This window comes from Plantibacter sp. 2H11-2 (assembly GCF_050031945.1).
Taxonomy (GTDB): Bacteria; Actinomycetota; Actinomycetes; order Actinomycetales; family Microbacteriaceae; genus Plantibacter; species Plantibacter auratus.
In genome coordinates this window covers 90633-106406 of record NZ_JBNBBL010000002.1, presented here as the reverse complement: position 1 = coordinate 106406, position 15774 = coordinate 90633, and the positions used below count along the sequence as shown (strand labels likewise).

The 15774-nt window shown below is 65.3% G+C and carries 16 protein-coding genes; 5 read left to right on the top strand and 11 right to left on the bottom strand.

The features are described from left to right. Position 1: 1 nt before the first annotated feature. The 3 genes from ACQG07_RS04850 to ACQG07_RS04840 all read right to left on the bottom strand — a co-directional run bounded on the left by ACQG07_RS04850 (position 2) and on the right by ACQG07_RS04840 (position 3563). Positions 2–883 (bottom strand): cytochrome c oxidase assembly protein, encoded by an 882-nt coding sequence (locus ACQG07_RS04850; RefSeq protein ID WP_426737563.1) that lies wholly within the window; start codon positions 881–883, stop codon positions 2–4. Between the two features lie 107 nt (positions 884–990). Then, entirely contained in the window at positions 991–2550 is a 1560-nt protein-coding gene (locus ACQG07_RS04845; RefSeq protein WP_426737561.1) for a cytochrome c oxidase assembly protein, read from the bottom strand. Positions 2551–2909: 359 nt separating this feature from the next. Continuing rightward, positions 2910–3563 (bottom strand): M23 family metallopeptidase, encoded by a 654-nt coding sequence (locus ACQG07_RS04840; protein ID WP_426737559.1) that lies wholly within the window; start codon positions 3561–3563, stop codon positions 2910–2912. An 898-nt stretch (positions 3564–4461) separates the two neighbouring features. Between ACQG07_RS04840 and ACQG07_RS04835 the strand changes: the two genes are divergently transcribed. The 5 genes from ACQG07_RS04835 to ACQG07_RS04815 all read left to right on the top strand — a co-directional run bounded on the left by ACQG07_RS04835 (position 4462) and on the right by ACQG07_RS04815 (position 8272). Continuing rightward, positions 4462–5364 (top strand): cation diffusion facilitator family transporter, encoded by a 903-nt coding sequence (locus tag ACQG07_RS04835; RefSeq protein WP_426737557.1) that lies wholly within the window; start codon positions 4462–4464, stop codon positions 5362–5364. Between the two features lie 52 nt (positions 5365–5416). After that, positions 5417–5839, top strand: coding sequence for an ArsR/SmtB family transcription factor (locus ACQG07_RS04830; RefSeq protein ID WP_426737555.1), 423 nt, complete (start codon positions 5417–5419; stop codon positions 5837–5839). A 35-nt stretch (positions 5840–5874) separates the two neighbouring features. Next, positions 5875–6420: a hypothetical protein gene (locus tag ACQG07_RS04825; protein WP_426737553.1), complete on the top strand. Its 546-nt coding sequence runs from the start codon at positions 5875–5877 to the stop codon at positions 6418–6420. Positions 6421–6518: 98 nt separating this feature from the next. Then, positions 6519–7028, top strand: a complete 510-nt coding sequence (locus tag ACQG07_RS04820; protein WP_426737551.1) for a copper chaperone PCu(A)C — start codon at positions 6519–6521, stop codon at positions 7026–7028. Further along, positions 7025–8272: a peptidoglycan DD-metalloendopeptidase family protein gene (locus ACQG07_RS04815; RefSeq protein ID WP_426737549.1), complete on the top strand. Its 1248-nt coding sequence runs from the start codon at positions 7025–7027 to the stop codon at positions 8270–8272. The genes ACQG07_RS04820 and ACQG07_RS04815 overlap by 4 nt, the downstream gene beginning before the upstream one ends. Positions 8273–8377: 105 nt before the next feature. Here the strand turns inward: ACQG07_RS04815 and ACQG07_RS04810 are convergent, their stop codons facing one another. The 8 genes from ACQG07_RS04810 to resB all read right to left on the bottom strand — a co-directional run bounded on the left by ACQG07_RS04810 (position 8378) and on the right by resB (position 15771). After that, positions 8378–8848 (bottom strand): hypothetical protein, encoded by a 471-nt coding sequence (locus ACQG07_RS04810; protein ID WP_426737547.1) that lies wholly within the window; start codon positions 8846–8848, stop codon positions 8378–8380. Further along, positions 8845–10851, bottom strand: coding sequence for a heavy metal translocating P-type ATPase (locus ACQG07_RS04805; RefSeq protein WP_426737545.1), 2007 nt, complete (start codon positions 10849–10851; stop codon positions 8845–8847). The genes ACQG07_RS04810 and ACQG07_RS04805 overlap by 4 nt, the downstream gene beginning before the upstream one ends. Then, the gene (gene cmtR, locus ACQG07_RS04800) at positions 10848–11210 is read right to left on the bottom strand and encodes a Cd(II)/Pb(II)-sensing metalloregulatory transcriptional regulator CmtR (protein ID WP_426737543.1); all 363 of its coding nucleotides are present in this window, start codon (positions 11208–11210) and stop codon (positions 10848–10850) included. Before cmtR ends, ACQG07_RS04805 begins: the two co-directional genes overlap by 4 nt. A gap of 159 nt (positions 11211–11369) precedes the next feature. Beyond that, positions 11370–11990, bottom strand: a complete 621-nt coding sequence (locus ACQG07_RS04795) for a signal peptidase II (RefSeq protein ID WP_426737541.1) — start codon at positions 11988–11990, stop codon at positions 11370–11372. A gap of 34 nt (positions 11991–12024) precedes the next feature. Next, on the bottom strand, positions 12025–12756 hold the full coding sequence (locus tag ACQG07_RS04790; RefSeq protein ID WP_426737539.1) for a cytochrome c biogenesis CcdA family protein: 732 nt from the start codon (positions 12754–12756) through the stop codon (positions 12025–12027). Further along, positions 12753–13370, bottom strand: coding sequence for a TlpA family protein disulfide reductase (locus ACQG07_RS04785; RefSeq protein ID WP_426737537.1), 618 nt, complete (start codon positions 13368–13370; stop codon positions 12753–12755). The genes ACQG07_RS04790 and ACQG07_RS04785 overlap by 4 nt, the downstream gene beginning before the upstream one ends. Beyond that, positions 13367–14023 (bottom strand): DsbA family protein, encoded by a 657-nt coding sequence (locus ACQG07_RS04780; RefSeq protein ID WP_426737535.1) that lies wholly within the window; start codon positions 14021–14023, stop codon positions 13367–13369. The genes ACQG07_RS04785 and ACQG07_RS04780 overlap by 4 nt, the downstream gene beginning before the upstream one ends. After that, the gene (gene resB / locus ACQG07_RS04775) at positions 14020–15771 is read right to left on the bottom strand and encodes a cytochrome c biogenesis protein ResB (protein ID WP_426737533.1); all 1752 of its coding nucleotides are present in this window, start codon (positions 15769–15771) and stop codon (positions 14020–14022) included. The genes ACQG07_RS04780 and resB overlap by 4 nt, the downstream gene beginning before the upstream one ends. Between the last annotated feature and the right edge of the window lie 3 nt (positions 15772–15774).

Sequence of the window (15774 nt, the reverse complement as noted above, 5' to 3'; positions counted from 1 at the left end):
CCTATGGGGTCGTGCGGGTGCCGGGGGCGGTGGACGGCCGCCCGCTTCTGATCCGGTCGAGATAGGCGTTGTATTCGGTAAGTTCAGCGTCACCGTCGCGATCGGCTTGACGATCTGCCGCGGCAGCCTTCCTTGTGTCGTCACGATGCCAGCGGACCATAAGGACCATGATGATGATCAGTGACGGGAGTTCACCGAACGACCATGCGAGCCCGCCGGCGACGCCTTGATCGGCGAGGACGTCGAGGTTCCAGGATGAAGGTGGGGAGCTGAACGATCGAAGGAGGGGCGCGGTCGCCGTCATGACGATGACTCCGAAGAACGCGTGGAGCGGCATCTCGATGAACATGTCGACCAGCCGACCGGCGCTGGTCTCGCGACGAGGCAGCGGATCCCTCGACAAGAGTGGTGCGGTGAACAGGATCCCGGCTAGGAGGAAAGCCGCCTCCAGCGCGACATGTCCGGCCCAGCTTGCGAGGAGTCGATCTGCCAGCGCAGTGAAATAGACGCCGTAGAACATCGCGAGGAACAGGGGGATCGTGAAGGCCGGGTGCAAGATCAGGCGGCCGAACCTCGAGCGCAGTCCAGCGAACGCCACTGCGAACACGGCTCGACCGAGCCCGTGATGTGGTGTCGAACGGAGCAGGAGCGTGCCCGGTGATCCAGACACGAGGAGCGCAGGGATCGCCATGGTCAGCATGAGCTGCTGGAACATGAACACGGAGAACATTTCGTAGCCGTAGCCCTCGATACCGGCGCCCAGGACGTACGCCGTGAGGAGGCAACCACTCAGGAACGAAATCGTCCTGGTGATCGACCAGGATCTACCCGTGGACCACAAACGGATGGCCGAGGCGAGGTACCAGGTCGCGATCGCAAGCATCACTGCGGGAAGCAGCGGGATCGGCTGCAACGTGAGAGCCGCGAAGGTCTCCACTGAGGGCGGTGCTGTCGGAGTCCAGATCGGCCCGACGATCTCGAACGGCGACATCAGCGCGGAACGCGAGTGGCTGGCGCGTCGGCTGCAGGAGCCGGATCGGTCTCGCTGCGGCGCCGCTTCGCACGGCCCATCGCCAGCCCGATGCCGGCAAGTGGACCTGCCACGATCAGGAGTACCCCTGCCACAACCTGCTGCTGGGCCGCTTCGAAGGGCCACCCTTCGGACACGACGCCGAACCACTCAGATAGTGCCACATCTGGCCGGGCGATAAGGAGCACGCCCCCGGCAACTGCGACGCCCGCCACGAGTACGCTCGCGGCGCGTTGCTGGACAAGCGATCGCGGCGCGAGGGAGGTGCGCAGCTGAGACGCCGCGAACAGGATGCCCGCGCCCAGCGTCAGGCAGAACCGGAGTAGCCGTCCCACTGGGTTCTCGAGCGTCCAGCGGAGTATTTCGGCGTCGGCGAATGCCCACACGCCGACTGCAGCGAGGAGTGCACTGGCGACGATGGGGTTGGTGAGTGCCATTCCGTAGCGCGACGTCGTGACGTTGTCGGCCCAAGTGATAGAGCCCCAGCTCTGGTCGGTCCGGGGCGAACGGACGGCGTGGAGCAAGGCGATGGGTCGGCCCGCGACGAGTAGGGGTGCAGCGACCAGCGCGACGAGCACGAAGGCTGCGACGTTCGCGTCGAATCGGAAGACGCCGTACACGTCGGGTCCGCCGCTGGTGGCGAAGAGGAGTGCGATCGAACCGAGGCACCAACTGAGCGTCCGACCCGTCGACCAGCCGCTCGACTGACGACGTGCCACGAGCGCTCCGGCCCCGTACAGCGCGAGTCCGGCGAGGCAGATGACGGCTGCGAACGGCTCGAGCCGCCACGTGGTGAACAGGGTGTCGAAGGCGAGTTGTGGTGGAAGCGGATCGCCGGTGAAGCGCTCTGCGGCGCTCACGGCGAGCACATCAGGCACCGGCGGCGTCGAACGCGCGAGCACGACCGCGAGCCCACTCGCGAATCCCATGAGTGCGATCTCGCCGACGACGAGGCCGGCCAACAGCGATCGCGTGGACTGCGGCGAATGCTCCACCCGCCGGATCACCCGTGCGCGGTAAACGGCACCGATCACGGCGAGGAGTACGAGTGCGACCACTTTCGCGGTCAGCAGGCGGCCGTAGAGCGTGCTGAACAGGTCAGTCGGGGAGGTGAGGCGGGGAATCGCGCCGGCGACACCTGAGAACGCGACGAGCGCGAAACATGCCAGGGCAATCGTGGAATACCGGCGGAGGAGCTGCGGTGGGGCGTCACTGGTTGGGAGCAAGCGGATCGCGATGACCAGACCGCCGATCCAGGTGGCTGCGCCTGCCGTGTGCAACCACAGTGCTGCGGTGGCCGCGATGTGGCCAGATGCTCCGGCCGCATGTCCTTGCAGAGCGAGCGGAACCAGCGTGGCGACCCCCAGCCCGGCCAGCAGCCCAACACCGACGCCGCTGCGCACCGCCAGAGAGAGTACAGAGATGACTGCCGCCCCAAAGAAGGTGGCAGCCCAGGATTGGCCGAGTGCGATCTCCGTGAAGAACTGGACCAGTCCCGGTACGAACATCTGCGTCGACACCGGCCCAGCCACGCTAAGGAAAGTCAGGTACCCGCCGATGCTCGTGAGGACGGCCCAGCACGCTGCCGCGAGAGAGGAGAGGTCCAGGGTTCGGTTCGCAGCTGCGCTCCCTGGAGGGAGACAGACAGCGGCAATCACCGCGCCACCGATCGCGACTGCCGATGACAGGTTCATCAGCACCTTCACGACGGGGAGGCCGATGGACACGGCGGGACCCGCGTCGAAGAGGAGCAGTGGTTCGGCTGGGACAATCGCTGCCAGGAGCAGCGCCGCGGTCAAGATCGCCGTCGTTCCGAGGATCACGATCGTGGCTCCGCGGGCAAGCCGAGGAGCCACGACCGCCCGGGACGAAAGCTCGCTCACAGCTGGACGTTCGCTTGCAGCCATGCGAATGGGTCGATCGGGTCGGTGCCGTTCTGCAGGAGTTCGAGATGCAAGTGCGGCCCCGTGCTTTGACCAGTGTTGCCAACGTTGCCGACGGGCTGCCCCACCGTCACCGGTTGGCCCTCTGTGAGCTTCAGGGAGCCGAATTGCATGTGGGCGTACACGCTGGTGTATCGCTTCCCGTCGACGACGTGGTCGATCATCGCGTAGACGCCGAGACCAGAGTCGGACGACCCGGTCTCTCGGACGACACCGTCGGCGATCGCTTGGATCTGTGTGCCTTCGCCTGGAATCATGTCGAGACCCTTGTGGAAGGTCGAACATCCACTGCAGGGCGCGGCGCGGGGGCCGAAGTCGTCGCTGAGCGGCACGCCCGTGACGAACGGCCATTGAATCGGTGACGCGGTGTTGTTGATAAAGGTCGACGCCGTGCGTGCGGGCGCGACGGCGGCTCTGCGTTGTTCGATCTCTTCCATGGAGGTGGCCGAGTAACCGTCGCGGGCCACGACCTCGGACTCGCCAGCTGTTCCTAGGAGCGACTGGTTCTCCGGTTCGAAGGAGGCCGCTTGGGTGATGGCATGCGCGTCTGGGAACAATGCTGCAGCCGGCAGTGACGTCGCGACGACCATCGCGCCGACGAATGTCAGGGCTAGAGCGGCGATGGTGCGCCTGGCGCCGCGGCGAGGGGCGACCTTGGGGGTCCGGACCGGTTGGGAGGCTCGGGTCGGTGCGGGAAGCGGGGATGATGTTCGAGATCGTGCATTCGACTGCTGCGGGGGCGCGGGACGGGCATGATCCACTGTCATCGCGTGGGCGGCGGCTTGGCGGCGTTCGCGTTCGCGAGCTGACCGTCGGGTGGGTAGAGCGTGTTCTTCGGGGGTGGGCATAGGGGCTCTCTGTCTGCTGCCGGGCTGGCAGGAACGGTCTGATTCATGCGGGCGCTTCGAGCGCACGCTGATCAGACTCGAGAGATACCGAGGGCGAGGGGTGTGGCTGGATCTATCCAGACGGGGAGTGCGGAGGAGGCAAGCCGCGGTGGGGCATTTGGTGCTGCAAGCTCCGCTGACCGACGGTGGGAGAAGAGCACGCGGGCGAACAACAGTGCTGTCAGGCAAAGGAGAGCGAGGATCATGCACGCTCCGACTGTGTTCCAGAATCCGGTATCGCTCGTCGTGCCAGAGTGGGCAGTCGCGAGTGCTGACGGGACCGAGCTCGATGCTTCGGACTCGGCCGCTACCGCGCTGCCGGACGTCGACGCCGACTCATGTACAGTTTCGGCCGCGTGTGCGAAGAGCAGCGCTGCCGCAGTTGTCAGGATCAGGAGAAACAAGGCGCCAGTGCGGGAGAGCCGGATGAGCGGCAGCAGGTGGGACATGAGCCGATCTTCCTTCCTCGTCCGGGCAAGCATACGAAATGAGGGTACATGGGGTTGATGTGAACGTCTCTGGCTGAACTGGAAGCTTGCCGAAATCCCAGACATGTGCAAATCTGTTCACATGTTCACTCAAACGGAGAATGGTGCAACGCATGGGATCTGATCACGAGCACACCTCCGCAGTGTCGGCCGCTGGACGTCACCGCAGACCGCTCATCATCGCCTTCGGGCTCACTGCGGTCTACATGGTCATCGAGTTCGTTGTCGGCTTCAGCGTGAACTCTCTCGCACTCATCTCCGATGCGGCGCACATGGGTACCGACGTCCTTGGTCTCGGAATGGCATTGGCCGCGATCACACTTGCGTCCAGGCCGAAAACGACCCAGCGGACGTACGGGTTCTACCGCCTTGAAGTGCTCGCGGCTCTCGCGAACGGGCTGCTCCTGTTCGGTGTTGCAGGATACGTGCTCTACGAAGCGATCCAACGATTCAGCTCGCCGCCCGAGGTGCCAGGCGTTCCGCTGCTCGTCACGGCGGTCATCGGCCTGACCATCAACATCATCAGCTTCCGTCTGCTCCGATCGGGAGCGAAGGAGAGCATCAACCTGAAGGGAGCTTCGCTCGAGGTCCTCGGAGATCTGCTGGGTTCCGTCGGCGTGATCCTCGCGGCGATCGTGATCTTCACCACTGGATGGACCTACGCGGACCCGATCATCGGTGTCGCGATCGGGCTCTTCATCCTCCCGCGCACCTGGAACCTGACGAGGCAGGCGTTGCGCATCCTGATGGAATCGGCGCCCACACACATCGACATGGCCTCACTCGAGCGGGACGTGTTGGCTGTTCCAGGGGTTGTCGCACTGCACGATCTGCACGTGTGGACCATCACCTCCGGAATGGACAGCGCCACTGGACACATCACCGTTTCCGCGGACTTCCAATACGACGTGGTCCTCGAGCAGGTGCTCAGCGTCCTCAAGCGAGGTCACGGCATCGACCACGTAACCGTCCAGTGCGAACCGGAGCGATTCGTTGAGGCAGAGTCGCCGGTGTGAAGCGGCATCTGGTTGACTGGTCGTGGTCAGACCGGAAAGGGGGTAGAGGCGTATGAACGAGCCGACTCCCGCGACAGCCGAGACAGTGCCGGAGCGGGTGCTCCCGAGCGAATCTGAGATCCTCGATCTTGCCGACGTGTTCGGCTTGCTCGGAGATCCAGGACGGATGCGCATTCTCCTTTCCCTGATTCCGGGCCCCCTCATGGTCTCTGAGCTGTCATCTGCCAGCGGACTCAGCCGATCGGCGACATCCCACGCGCTGCGCCTGCTTCGAGCTCACCGCGTGGTCGAAGCGCAGCGGTCCGGGCGAACTGCGCTGTACCAGATCGCGGACGGGCACGTGCGAGACTTCCTCGAGCTCGGGCTTGCGCATGTCAACCACACGGTCCTCGTTCACCAGGTCGATGAGGAACACCCGACAGCGCAAACCAACTGCCGCCCAGCGGACACAGACAGCCGCCACGCCGCACTCTAGCTGTCCTTGACGGCACCTGCTGGGAGACTGTCACCATGGCCCCGATCGCGTCACTGCACCTGGGGCGCAGTGTCGGTATCGCCGGATGCGCAACGCTCGTCTCCGTGCTCACGCACGCGATCACCAGTACCGAGATGCCCGGTCCGATCGAACTCGTCGTCCCGTTCCTCCTCTCGTTCCTCGCGTGTGCGGCGCTCGTGGGCGCGAGACTCACGACCACACGGATCGTCGCTGCGACGGGGATCAGTCAGTTGATCTTCCACGTCTCGTCGCTCGTTGGCCCTCATGACGCTGCAGCGTCATCAGCGGAGCACGCGCTGCCTCATCCGCTCAGCGTGGGGCATGCCATGACTGCCGCGCTAACGATCGTCGTGATCCTTGCTGGACGACGCACGATGGGGCAGGTTCGTGTCCTCGCCGGGCTCCTCCTTGGCTGGCTCGCGACGGTACTCGAGACCACAGCCGTTCCCTCTTATCCCGTCGCTCCGAGACCGCGCGCCACGGCTCGCGCGGCGATGGCGAGAATTCTCGTTGACGTGATCTCACGGCGAGGACCGCCGATCGGGTTCGCCACGTCCTGACGCGGAGCCACTGTCGAGATCGGCCGTGCTGCCACCCGCAGGCGGGCTTCAGCTGATCCTGCGCGCTCCGCGCCTTCGACGACCAAGAGGATTCCTCCATGCGCTCCCGCACCATAGCCACGCTCGCCGTCTTCGCGATCTTCGGCCTCTCGCTCTCCGCCTGTGCCACACCGACGTCCGACCCACCTGAGGCCAGATCGCTGGGTGTTCAGGACCTTTGGATCGTTGCAGCCGACGAGGGCGACAGTGCCGGATTCGGCACGTTCACCAACACAAGTGATGCAGCGATCTCCATCGTCGCCGTCTCTACCCATGTCGCGAAGTCCGTCGGACTCAGAACGTTCGGTCCTGTCGAAGCGAATGCCACGCCAACAGTGCTCCCCATCGAGGAGATATCCGTGCCGGCAGGCGGGAGTGCCGTCCTTGAGCCCGGCGGCGAATTCCTCTCCTTGCAGGACGTTCTGGAGCCGATCAGCGACGACGACGGCGTCCTCCTGGACCTCACCTTCGGCGACGGATCGACCGCGCAGGTCACCGCTCATGCGCGGTACTTCGCAGAGCCTCTCGATGGCTCTGCACCGGGCGATTCGACGAAGGAGGACCAGTGAAGACGACGCAGTCCTCGCGCACCAAGAAGCGCCACAACATCGCTGGCGCGGCCACTCTCGCGCTCATGTTTCTTATCGGTTCAGTGGGGGTGGGCCCCGCTTCAGCAGCCGAATACCCGTCCTGGGAGGAGGTCGAGCGCGCTCGAGCGAGCGAATCGGCGAAACAAGCTCAGGTCGATGAGATCACTCGCCTCATCCAACAGCTCACAACGGAGGTGGCTGCCGCTGAAGCGGTCGCCACGGCGAAGGGTGCCGAGTACGAACTTGCGCAGTCCGCATTTGACGAAGCGACCTATCGAGCTACAACGCTCGCTCAGCAGGCTTCCGCTGCGGCGGAACGAGCCAAGGCATCCCAGCGGAAGGCCGGCGCCCTCGTCGCTGCTTGGCTGCGTTCGGGGGGCACGGACTTGTCGACGACCTTGCTGTTCGACGGCGGCGCTGCTGACGACCTGCTTGGGAAGCTCAGTCTGATCAGCAAGCTGACTGAGGGGACGGACGGGACGTATCAAACCGCGAAAGCCGATCAGAACACCGCCTCGCAGCTGACCGAGCAGGCGGCGGTCGCGCAGGCGGCTCTCAACGAATTACGCATTGCAGCGGAGACAGCGCTGACGCAGGCGATCGAAGCTCGCGAGACGGTCCGCGCCATGCTCGCTGAGCAAGAAATCTCCATCGTCACCTTGGAAGCTCAGCTCGTGGTCCTCCAGGATGACCGGGCTGCAACGGAGGCCGACTATGAGAAGGGCGAAGCCGCGAGGCGGGCGGCGGCTGCAGCTGCCGCAGCTGCAGCTGCCGCGAGTGGGGGTGGCGGAGGCGCGGACGGCGGTCAGTTGAGCGATCAAGGCTGGATCTCGCCCATCTCGGGTCGGATCACCGATTCCTTCGGGCCTCGCCCGGATCGGCCCGCGGGCGCCAACCCCTTCCACTCCGGCACCGACATCGCTGCCGGCTGTGGGCGAACCGTCGTCGCCGCGACCAGTGGGACGGTGTCCTACTCCGGATGGCTGGGCACTTACGGCAACTGGGTACTCATCGACCATGGGAACGGTGTGCAGACGGGATACGCCCATAACAGCACGCTGCTCGTGGGTCAGGGGCAGTACGTCTCTGCGGGGACCCCGATCGCACTCGTCGGAACCACCGGCGCATCCACCGGATGCCACTCGCACTATGAGGTACGAATCGACGGTGCGCGTGTCGACGGGCAATCGTTCATGGCTGCACGAGGTGCGCCTCTCGGCTGAATTCGCCGGCGGCAGAGGTGGATGAGCGATCTTCTCGGCTGCGGACGGCGTTCCGCCAGCTTGCGGCTCCGACTCGCTCGATCGAGTCGGAGCCGCTACATACTTTCAGTCGGCGACGTCCACGGTCAGATACTCGGAGACATCTCGTCCTCCGACGCGAGTGTTCACGTGGTTCCGCAGTGTCGCGACGATCTCGCTGGCACCGCCCAGATCGTCAGTCAGCTCGAGCGGCAGCGTGTCTCCGCATTCGTACGCGCTGCTCTCGCCGTCCGTCCCAACGGCGATGAGGCAGAACTCACCGCCCGCTTGCGCCTGAGCGACGTAGAACAGATTTCCCATCGGGTCCTCACCCAGGAGTCTGAAATCGTCGGTCGAGATGTTTTTGACAGGCAGCTCGACCCTGACCGATGGACGGTCGCGATCCTGCACGGTCCTCGAGAAGTGCGGCGTGACCCACTCTGCTGGCGAGCCGCATGCGGCGAGGGCGAGGAAGAGACTGACGCTCATGAGGAGCACGAGTGATCGCCGGAGGCGCTCCGCACCCATGGAAGTAGAGCCGCGCGCGAAGAGCGTCATGCTGGCGGGAGGATCGCGCGTCCGCGGGCAGCGCGGATCCCGTTTCCGATCACCACAACCTCAGCGAGTTCGTGGACGAGGACGACTCCCGCGAGGCCAAGGACGCCGAATAGGGCGAGAGGGAACAGCACCACGATGATTGCGAGAGCGAGGACGATGTTCGCTGTCATGATGCGGCGGCCGCGCCGCGCATGCGCCAGCGCCTGAGGGATGAGGCGAAGGTCGGTTCCGGTGAAGGCGACATCTGCGGATTCGACGGCTGCGGCCGACCCGGTGGCACCCATGGCGATACCGACGTCTGCGGCTGCGAGGGCAGGAGCGTCGTTGATGCCGTCTCCGATCATCGCGGTGGTACCGAGGGTGCGCAGGCCCTCGACGGCGCGTGCTTTGTCGGCCGGTAGCTGAGCCGCGCGGACATCGACGATGCCCACTCGTTCTGCGAGTGCGTTCGCGGTGCGCTCGTTGTCGCCTGTCAGCATCGTGATCTCCATCCGCTGCCGACGAAGCGTGTCAACGGTCTCGCGCGCCTCGGGCTTCAGTTCATCGCGGATTCCGATGACTCCGAGCGGTTCGCCATCAGCCTCGACGACGATGACGGTCATGCCTTCCGATTCCATCGCGGCGGTGGCGGCGGCGAGCGGCTCGGCGGGGACCCAGCGGGGGCTTCCGACGCGCACGGTGATCGAGCCAAGGGTCCCGGCGATGCCTTGGCCGGGGTGCTCGGTGACGTCAGACGCTCGCGGAGGCTCCGGCCGCTCACGCAAGAGGGCGGCCGCGAGCGGGTGTGTGCTGTGCGCCTCCAGCGCTGCCGCAAAGTCGACGACGTCATTCGCCCGAGCGGGGTCCACGGCTTCGACCTGGACCACTTCGGGGCGGTTCTGGGTGAGGGTGCCCGTCTTGTCGAATGCAATGTTGCGGACCGCGCCGAGTTGTTCGAACGCTTCTCCGGATGTGATGACGACCCCGAAGCGGCTCGCTGCTCCGATTGCCGAGATGACCGTCACCGGCACTGCGATCGCGAGGGCGCACGGGGACGCAGCGACGAGGACGACGAGGGCCCGTTCGGTCCAGGTGGCTGGATCGCCCACGAGGAAACCGAACAGGACAATGAGCGCTGCCACGACGAGCACGATGGGGACGAGCGGCTTCGCGATGCGGTCAGCGAGCCTCGCCCGCGTGCCCTTTCGTGCCTGGGCTTGTTCGACGAGCCGGACGATGGTGGTGAGCGAGTTGTCGCGACCGCTGGCGGTCGCTTCGATGAGGAGGCTTCCGCCGCCGTTGATTGATCCTGCAGCCACTGCATTGCCCGGCCCCACCTCGACAGGGATCGACTCTCCGGTGATCGCGGATGCGTCGATACTGCTCCGGCCGCTTGTGATGACGCCGTCGGTGGCGACGCGGTCGCCTGGTCGGACGACGAGCAGGTCGAGTTCTCTGATGTCGGCCGCCGGGATGATCGCGTCGCCGGTCAAGCGGGACACGACTGCGGTCTCCGGGATCAGTGAGAGGAGCGCGCGGAGCCCGTGGCGCGCTTTGTCCATGGCGCGGTCCTCGAGCGCTTCTGCGATTGAGAAGAGGAATGCGAGCGCGGCCGCTTCGCCGACGTGGCCGAGCAGTACCGCGCCGGTGGCTGCGATGGTCATGAGCAGCCCGACGCCGAGGCGCCGCTGCAGCAGTCGTCGAACTGCCATCGGCACGAACGTGGAGGCTCCGGCGAGCAGGCTCACTGCGTGGAGCAGGGTGCCGGCGATCTCGAAGCCGGTCCAGATGCAGATGTAGCCGACGAGGAGGAGGACGCCGGCTGCCAGCGGCACGAGTACGCTGCGGTCGCGCCACCAGGATGCGAGTTCAGCGCTGTCGGAATGGTCGTGGTCGTCGTCGATTCCGTGGTGGTCGTCGGCGGGAGTCGAACTGATGCCGAGCTGGCTGCCCGTGATGAGGTCGACCGTTGGACGGGACGGCCCGTCAATTGGGGCGTCAGGCCCGCAGCATTCGCGGCTCACGCCTGGGCCTCGCCGGTGCCGCAGCAGAGCGGCACATCGCAGGCGTCATCCGCGCAGGCAATGCCGTCGTCGACCGCCAGGACGACGTCGACGAGCGCGGTCAGGGCGCGAGTGAGGTGTGGATCGGCGATCTCGTACCGGGTACTGCGTCCCTCGGGCGTGGCGACGACGATTCCACAACCGCGCAGGCAACTCAGGTGGTTGGAGACGTTCGATCGGGTCAGCCCGAGCTCCTGGGCGAGTCGCCCCGGGTAGCCGGGCTCGTCGAGGAGGCTGAGGAGGATCCGCGAACGGGTCGAATCAGCCAGGGCTCGTCCAAGCCGGTTCATCACATCGATTTGAGGCGCAATGGTCAGCATGTGCTGACCATACAGCGGTTGCTGACGTTTCGCAATCACGCCGATGCTGTCTCGAGCGCACCTGGTTGCACTGCGTGGGGGAGGTCGAAGAAACCCTGCTCGGTTGAGCGTCCCGTGCGCTCGGACACCCACGGGGCCGGAGCCGGACCCGGTGGGTGTTCACTCCGTCGGCTGCGGCGGTTTGGCCGAGGAGGCAGTTGCGTCGTTGAATGCACGCTCGTCTGCGCGCTCATGCGCGAGGTAGAGGGCGACGCCGAGGAGGACGCCGCCGACGGTGAACACGTCGGCGAGGTTGAAGACGGCGAACCATTCAATCGCGAGGAAGTCCACGACGTGGCCCGAGAAGGGCCCGCCGCTGGCCGTAATGCGGAAGACGCGGTCGAAGACGTTGCCTGCGGCGCCGCCGATGACGAGCGCGAGCGGAAGGATCAGCCCGAGTCTGCGCCCCCGGGCGACGCACACAGCGAGGAGACCGATCATTGCGAGGACGACGGCGAACAGGCCGATCGAGAGAGCTGGCCCGAGTTCCGATCCGATCCCAAACGCGACACCGGGGTTGTAGACGAGGCCAAGTGATGTCGTGGGCAGCATCGGGATGGAGCGCTCGGCTAGCTCTCTGATCGCCCACTCCTTCGTGAGCTGGTCGAGGAGGAGCGCGGAGACCATGATCACGGCCGACAGAAGCGCGAGGCGGAGTCGACGACGCCGGGCGGGTGAAGTGTCTTGCTGCGCCGACTCCTCGTCGTGCTGAGATTGTTCGAGCCGTGAGCTGGAGTTCATCGGAGTCCTTTGTGGTGTCGTGTCATGGGTCGTGTCAGAGCGGGGCGCGGAAGGAGAACATGAGGCCTTGGAGCTGGTAGATCCAGACGGTCCACAGCCCGGTCACCATCGCGAGCCCGAGGGCGATGAGGAGAACCCCGCCGGCGATGTTGATGGTGCGGATGTGGCGGCGAAGGAACTGCATCGCGCGGGTGACCCAGGAGAACCCGAAGGCGATGAGCAGGAAGGGGATGCCGAGACCGACGCAGTAGGCGAGGCCGAGGACGGCTCCGCGCCAGGCGGATCCCGAGTCCATGCTGAGCGCCGAGATTGCGGCGAGTGTCGGGCCGAAACAGGGAGTCCAGCCGAGTCCGAGGACGATGCCGAGGAGCGGCGCTCCAGCGAGTCCGGTGGCTGGTGTCCAGCGGAACCGAATCGTCCGCTGCAGGAGCCTCACCTGTCCGAGGAAGACTACCCCCATCAGGATCACGATGACGCCAAGTATTCGGATGATGAGGTCCTGCCAGCTGAGCAACCAGGCTCCCAGGGTTCCGAAGACCGCGCCGTATGCGACGAAGACCACTGCAAAGCCGGCGATGAACAACAGCGTGCCGACAATGAGTCGTGATCGGCTCGATGGTTCACCGACGCTGATGCTGCCGCTTGCGTAGGCGAGATAGCCGGGTACGAGGGGCAGGACGCAGGGGGAGGCGAACGAGACGAGGCCAGCAAGGAGAGCGATCGGTAGCGCGAGCAGCAGCTGACCGCCGAGGACGGCTTCGGTCATTCGAGATTCTCCTCGAGTAGATCTCCCACGATCGTCGACAGGATCGACGGTGCACTGAGTTCCCCGAGGATCCGTGCCGCCACCCGGCCCTCCCGGTCGAGGACTAGGGTTGTCGGAACGGCATTCGGTGCGAACTGGCCTGCGAACGCAAGCGCGACGTCCTTGTCGAGGTCGATGATCGACGGGTATGTGACCCCGTAGGTCTTCGCGAATCCGGCTGCAGTTGCTGGCTGATCTCGCACGTTCACCCCGATGAACGACACCGGCTCGGCGGCGTACTCGACGTTCACCGCTTCCAGGTCAGGCGCCTCAGCACGGCAGGGGGCGCATGCGGCATACCAGAAGTTGACGACAACGACTTGGCCTTCCGTATCGGTCGACCCGATGGTCTCGCCGGCGTCGGTTTCCCCCGAGAACACGACGGGCTCGCCGCGCGACTCGACGGGCCACTCCGTGATGGTTCCGTCGCCAGCGACGAAATTCTTCCCGGAACCCTCTCGGTACTGCTCCGCGAGCGAGTCATTGGAACACGCTGTGACACCGAGGAGCAGCGCGAGCGCAGCCACCGCTCCCGCGAGAAGCCGTGGGGTGGTTGTCCGTGTCGAAGCGATCATTTCGCGAGGGCTGCTTCGAGTGCGTTGCGGAGATCTGCTTCGGAGCGCAGCTCGATCTTCTTGTCGTTCACGAAGATCGTGGGCGTACCTTCCACTCCGAGCTGGCGGCCCGCGTCGAAGTCGGACGCGACACGTTCCTGCGTCGCCGGGTCGGCTACCGCTGCGTCGTACTTCGCCATGTCGAGGCCGAGGTCCTCTGCGAACGTCCGGAAGAGCGCTGCTTTGGAGTCCTGCTGCTCGCCCCACTCCGGCTGGGTCTCGAACATGCGGCTGTACATCGCTTCGAACTGCCCTTGCTGGGCTGCGGCCTCGACCGCCACAGCGGCATTCATCGAGTTGAGGTGAGAGGGGATGGGGAAGTATCGGACGACGAAGGAGACGCGGTCCCCGTACTCAGCCCGCAACTGCTCGATCACCGGGTACACGGCGCCGCAGACCTCGCACTCGAAGTCGAGGAACTCAACGAGGGTGACGGTACTGTTCTCTGGTTCTGTCAGCCGGTGGCTGTTGTCGGCGACCGTGGAGCTCGCCCCGTTCCCGCCACTGGCTTCTGGTTGGGCGGTCGGTTTCACCACGGCGTAGATCGCCACCGCGGCGATGAGGAGGGCGACGGCGATGAGCGATCCGATGGTCCATTTGGTGCTGGTTTTCACGAGTGGTTCCTAGTCTTCGGGGTGGGATGATTTGGGTGGTCTGGTTCACGGTTGTGGAGCTTTTCGATTGCTGCCCGGTGAGCTAGTGCCAGAGACTCGACCGCAGCGTCAAGCCGAGGGTCTTCCCCGCGCGCCAGGCCGCCGTACTCGACCCGCACGTCGGCACCATCCTGGACAGCGCGTACCCAGAGGCGCCGTCGAGGCACCATGAGGGAGACGATCAGTCCGCCGAGCACGATGATCGAGGCGATGAGTACCCAGAACTGGCCGGGATCGCTGGCAATGTCGAAGGACGCGAAGCGTGCGACCGAGCCGGCGTAGCTCTCCGTACCGTCGAGGGATGCTTGCGGCGCGATGTTGTCGAAGGTGATAGTGCCGAGCCCATCGGGGAGGTCTGCAGTTTCGCCGGGCATGAGCTGGATGGACTCCAGGCCGGACGAGCCGCCGGTGAGTTGCGTCATATCGTCGGTGTTCAGGGTGTACACCGATTTCGGTGCCCCGCCGTCGATTCCCAGGTCCCCTCTGAAGACGTTGAACGAGACCATGGGGTAGATCAGGTCCGGGAAGGTCGAGGTGAATGCCCCGGACTCGAGCTCGCTCGCGGTGGGGTAGAAGAAGCCGACGAGCCCGAGCTGCTCGGGCATGCCGTCCGGTACCTTCAGGATGCCCAGAGACGTCATGTTGCTGTCCTGTGGCAGGAACGGGGTCGATTCCTCGAAGACGATCTCCCCGTCGGCGTTTCGAATCGTGATCTTCGGTGCGTAGCCATTGCCCATAAGGAAGACGTCGGTGTCGGCGAATCGCATGGGGTCGTTGACTTTGATTGTTCGCGCCTCGGGTGCCTCGTTGGGTGCGGTGACGGTGACGTTGGCTGTGAAGTCCGTCGGCTGTCCGTAGGCGTCGAGATTGGCGGTCTCGTAGGTCACGGAGAACTGGTCGAGGGTGAGCCGGTACGGAGCGACGGACTGGGGGTCAAACAACTGGCCCGGGTTGTAGGAGTCGAACTCGATGAGCGCGTTCACGAACGACTGGCCTTCGACGATCACCCGTTGCCCTTGATAGCCGAGCGCCCCTCCCACCCCGACTGCGACGATGACTGCCAATAGTCCGGTATGGAAGACGAGGTTGCCGGTCTCCCTGAGGTAGCCCCGTTCTGCGGACAGTGATCGGAGGCCGCTCTGTTCGTAGGGTTCAACTCGGTACCCCGCCCGCTTAAGGACGGCCCGGGCTGTGTCGAGCACGAGAGGGACGTCGCACTGCGGGTAGTCGTGCAGCTGGTGACTGGGCAGGCGTGACAGCCGAGCGGGGGTGCGCGGCGGTCGTGCGCGAACGGCGTCGAAGTGGTGCTTTGTCCGCGGGATCACGCATCCGATGAGCGAGATGAACAGGAGGATGTAGATCGCGGAGAACCAGGCTGAGCTGTAGACGTCGAAGAGTTGCAGCTGATCGAGCACCGGTGCGAGGTCGGGGTTGTTCGTGAAGTACTGCGTGACGCCGTTTGGGTCGCTCAGGCGTTGGGGGACGAGTGAGCCGGGGATGGCGGCGATGGCGACGAGCAGCAGCAGCAGGAGGGCGGTGCGCATGCTGGTGAGCTGTCGCCAGAAGAAGCGCGCGTAGCCGGTAATGCTGAGCCGCGGCAGAGTGACGGCGTTCTCGGATGGGCCCTGGTCCTCGGTGTCGTTGCGACCCGGGTCACCACCGAGACGGTCTGCTGGTCCGCGCTCGTGGTTGCTCATCTGCTGATTCATGAC

Coding starts and splice junctions, on each gene's coding strand:
- ACQG07_RS04825 (WP_426737553.1), top strand. CDS start 5,875: ATGGCCCCGATCGCGTCACTGCACCTGGGGCGCAGTGTCGGTATCGCC.
- ACQG07_RS04785 (WP_426737537.1), bottom strand. CDS start 13,370: ATGATCGCTTCGACACGGACAACCACCCCACGGCTTCTCGCGGGAGCG.
- ACQG07_RS04830 (WP_426737555.1), top strand. CDS start 5,417: ATGAACGAGCCGACTCCCGCGACAGCCGAGACAGTGCCGGAGCGGGTG.
- resB (WP_426737533.1), bottom strand. CDS start 15,771: ATGAATCAGCAGATGAGCAACCACGAGCGCGGACCAGCAGACCGTCTC.
- ACQG07_RS04835 (WP_426737557.1), top strand. CDS start 4,462: ATGGGATCTGATCACGAGCACACCTCCGCAGTGTCGGCCGCTGGACGT.
- cmtR (WP_426737543.1), bottom strand. CDS start 11,210: ATGCTGACCATTGCGCCTCAAATCGATGTGATGAACCGGCTTGGACGA.
- ACQG07_RS04795 (WP_426737541.1), bottom strand. CDS start 11,990: ATGAACTCCAGCTCACGGCTCGAACAATCTCAGCACGACGAGGAGTCG.
- ACQG07_RS04840 (WP_426737559.1), bottom strand. CDS start 3,563: ATGGTCGTCGCGACGTCACTGCCGGCTGCAGCATTGTTCCCAGACGCG.
- ACQG07_RS04850 (WP_426737563.1), bottom strand. CDS start 883: ATGCTTGCGATCGCGACCTGGTACCTCGCCTCGGCCATCCGTTTGTGG.
- ACQG07_RS04820 (WP_426737551.1), top strand. CDS start 6,519: ATGCGCTCCCGCACCATAGCCACGCTCGCCGTCTTCGCGATCTTCGGC.
- ACQG07_RS04810 (WP_426737547.1), bottom strand. CDS start 8,848: ATGACGCTCTTCGCGCGCGGCTCTACTTCCATGGGTGCGGAGCGCCTC.
- ACQG07_RS04790 (WP_426737539.1), bottom strand. CDS start 12,756: ATGACCGAAGCCGTCCTCGGCGGTCAGCTGCTGCTCGCGCTACCGATC.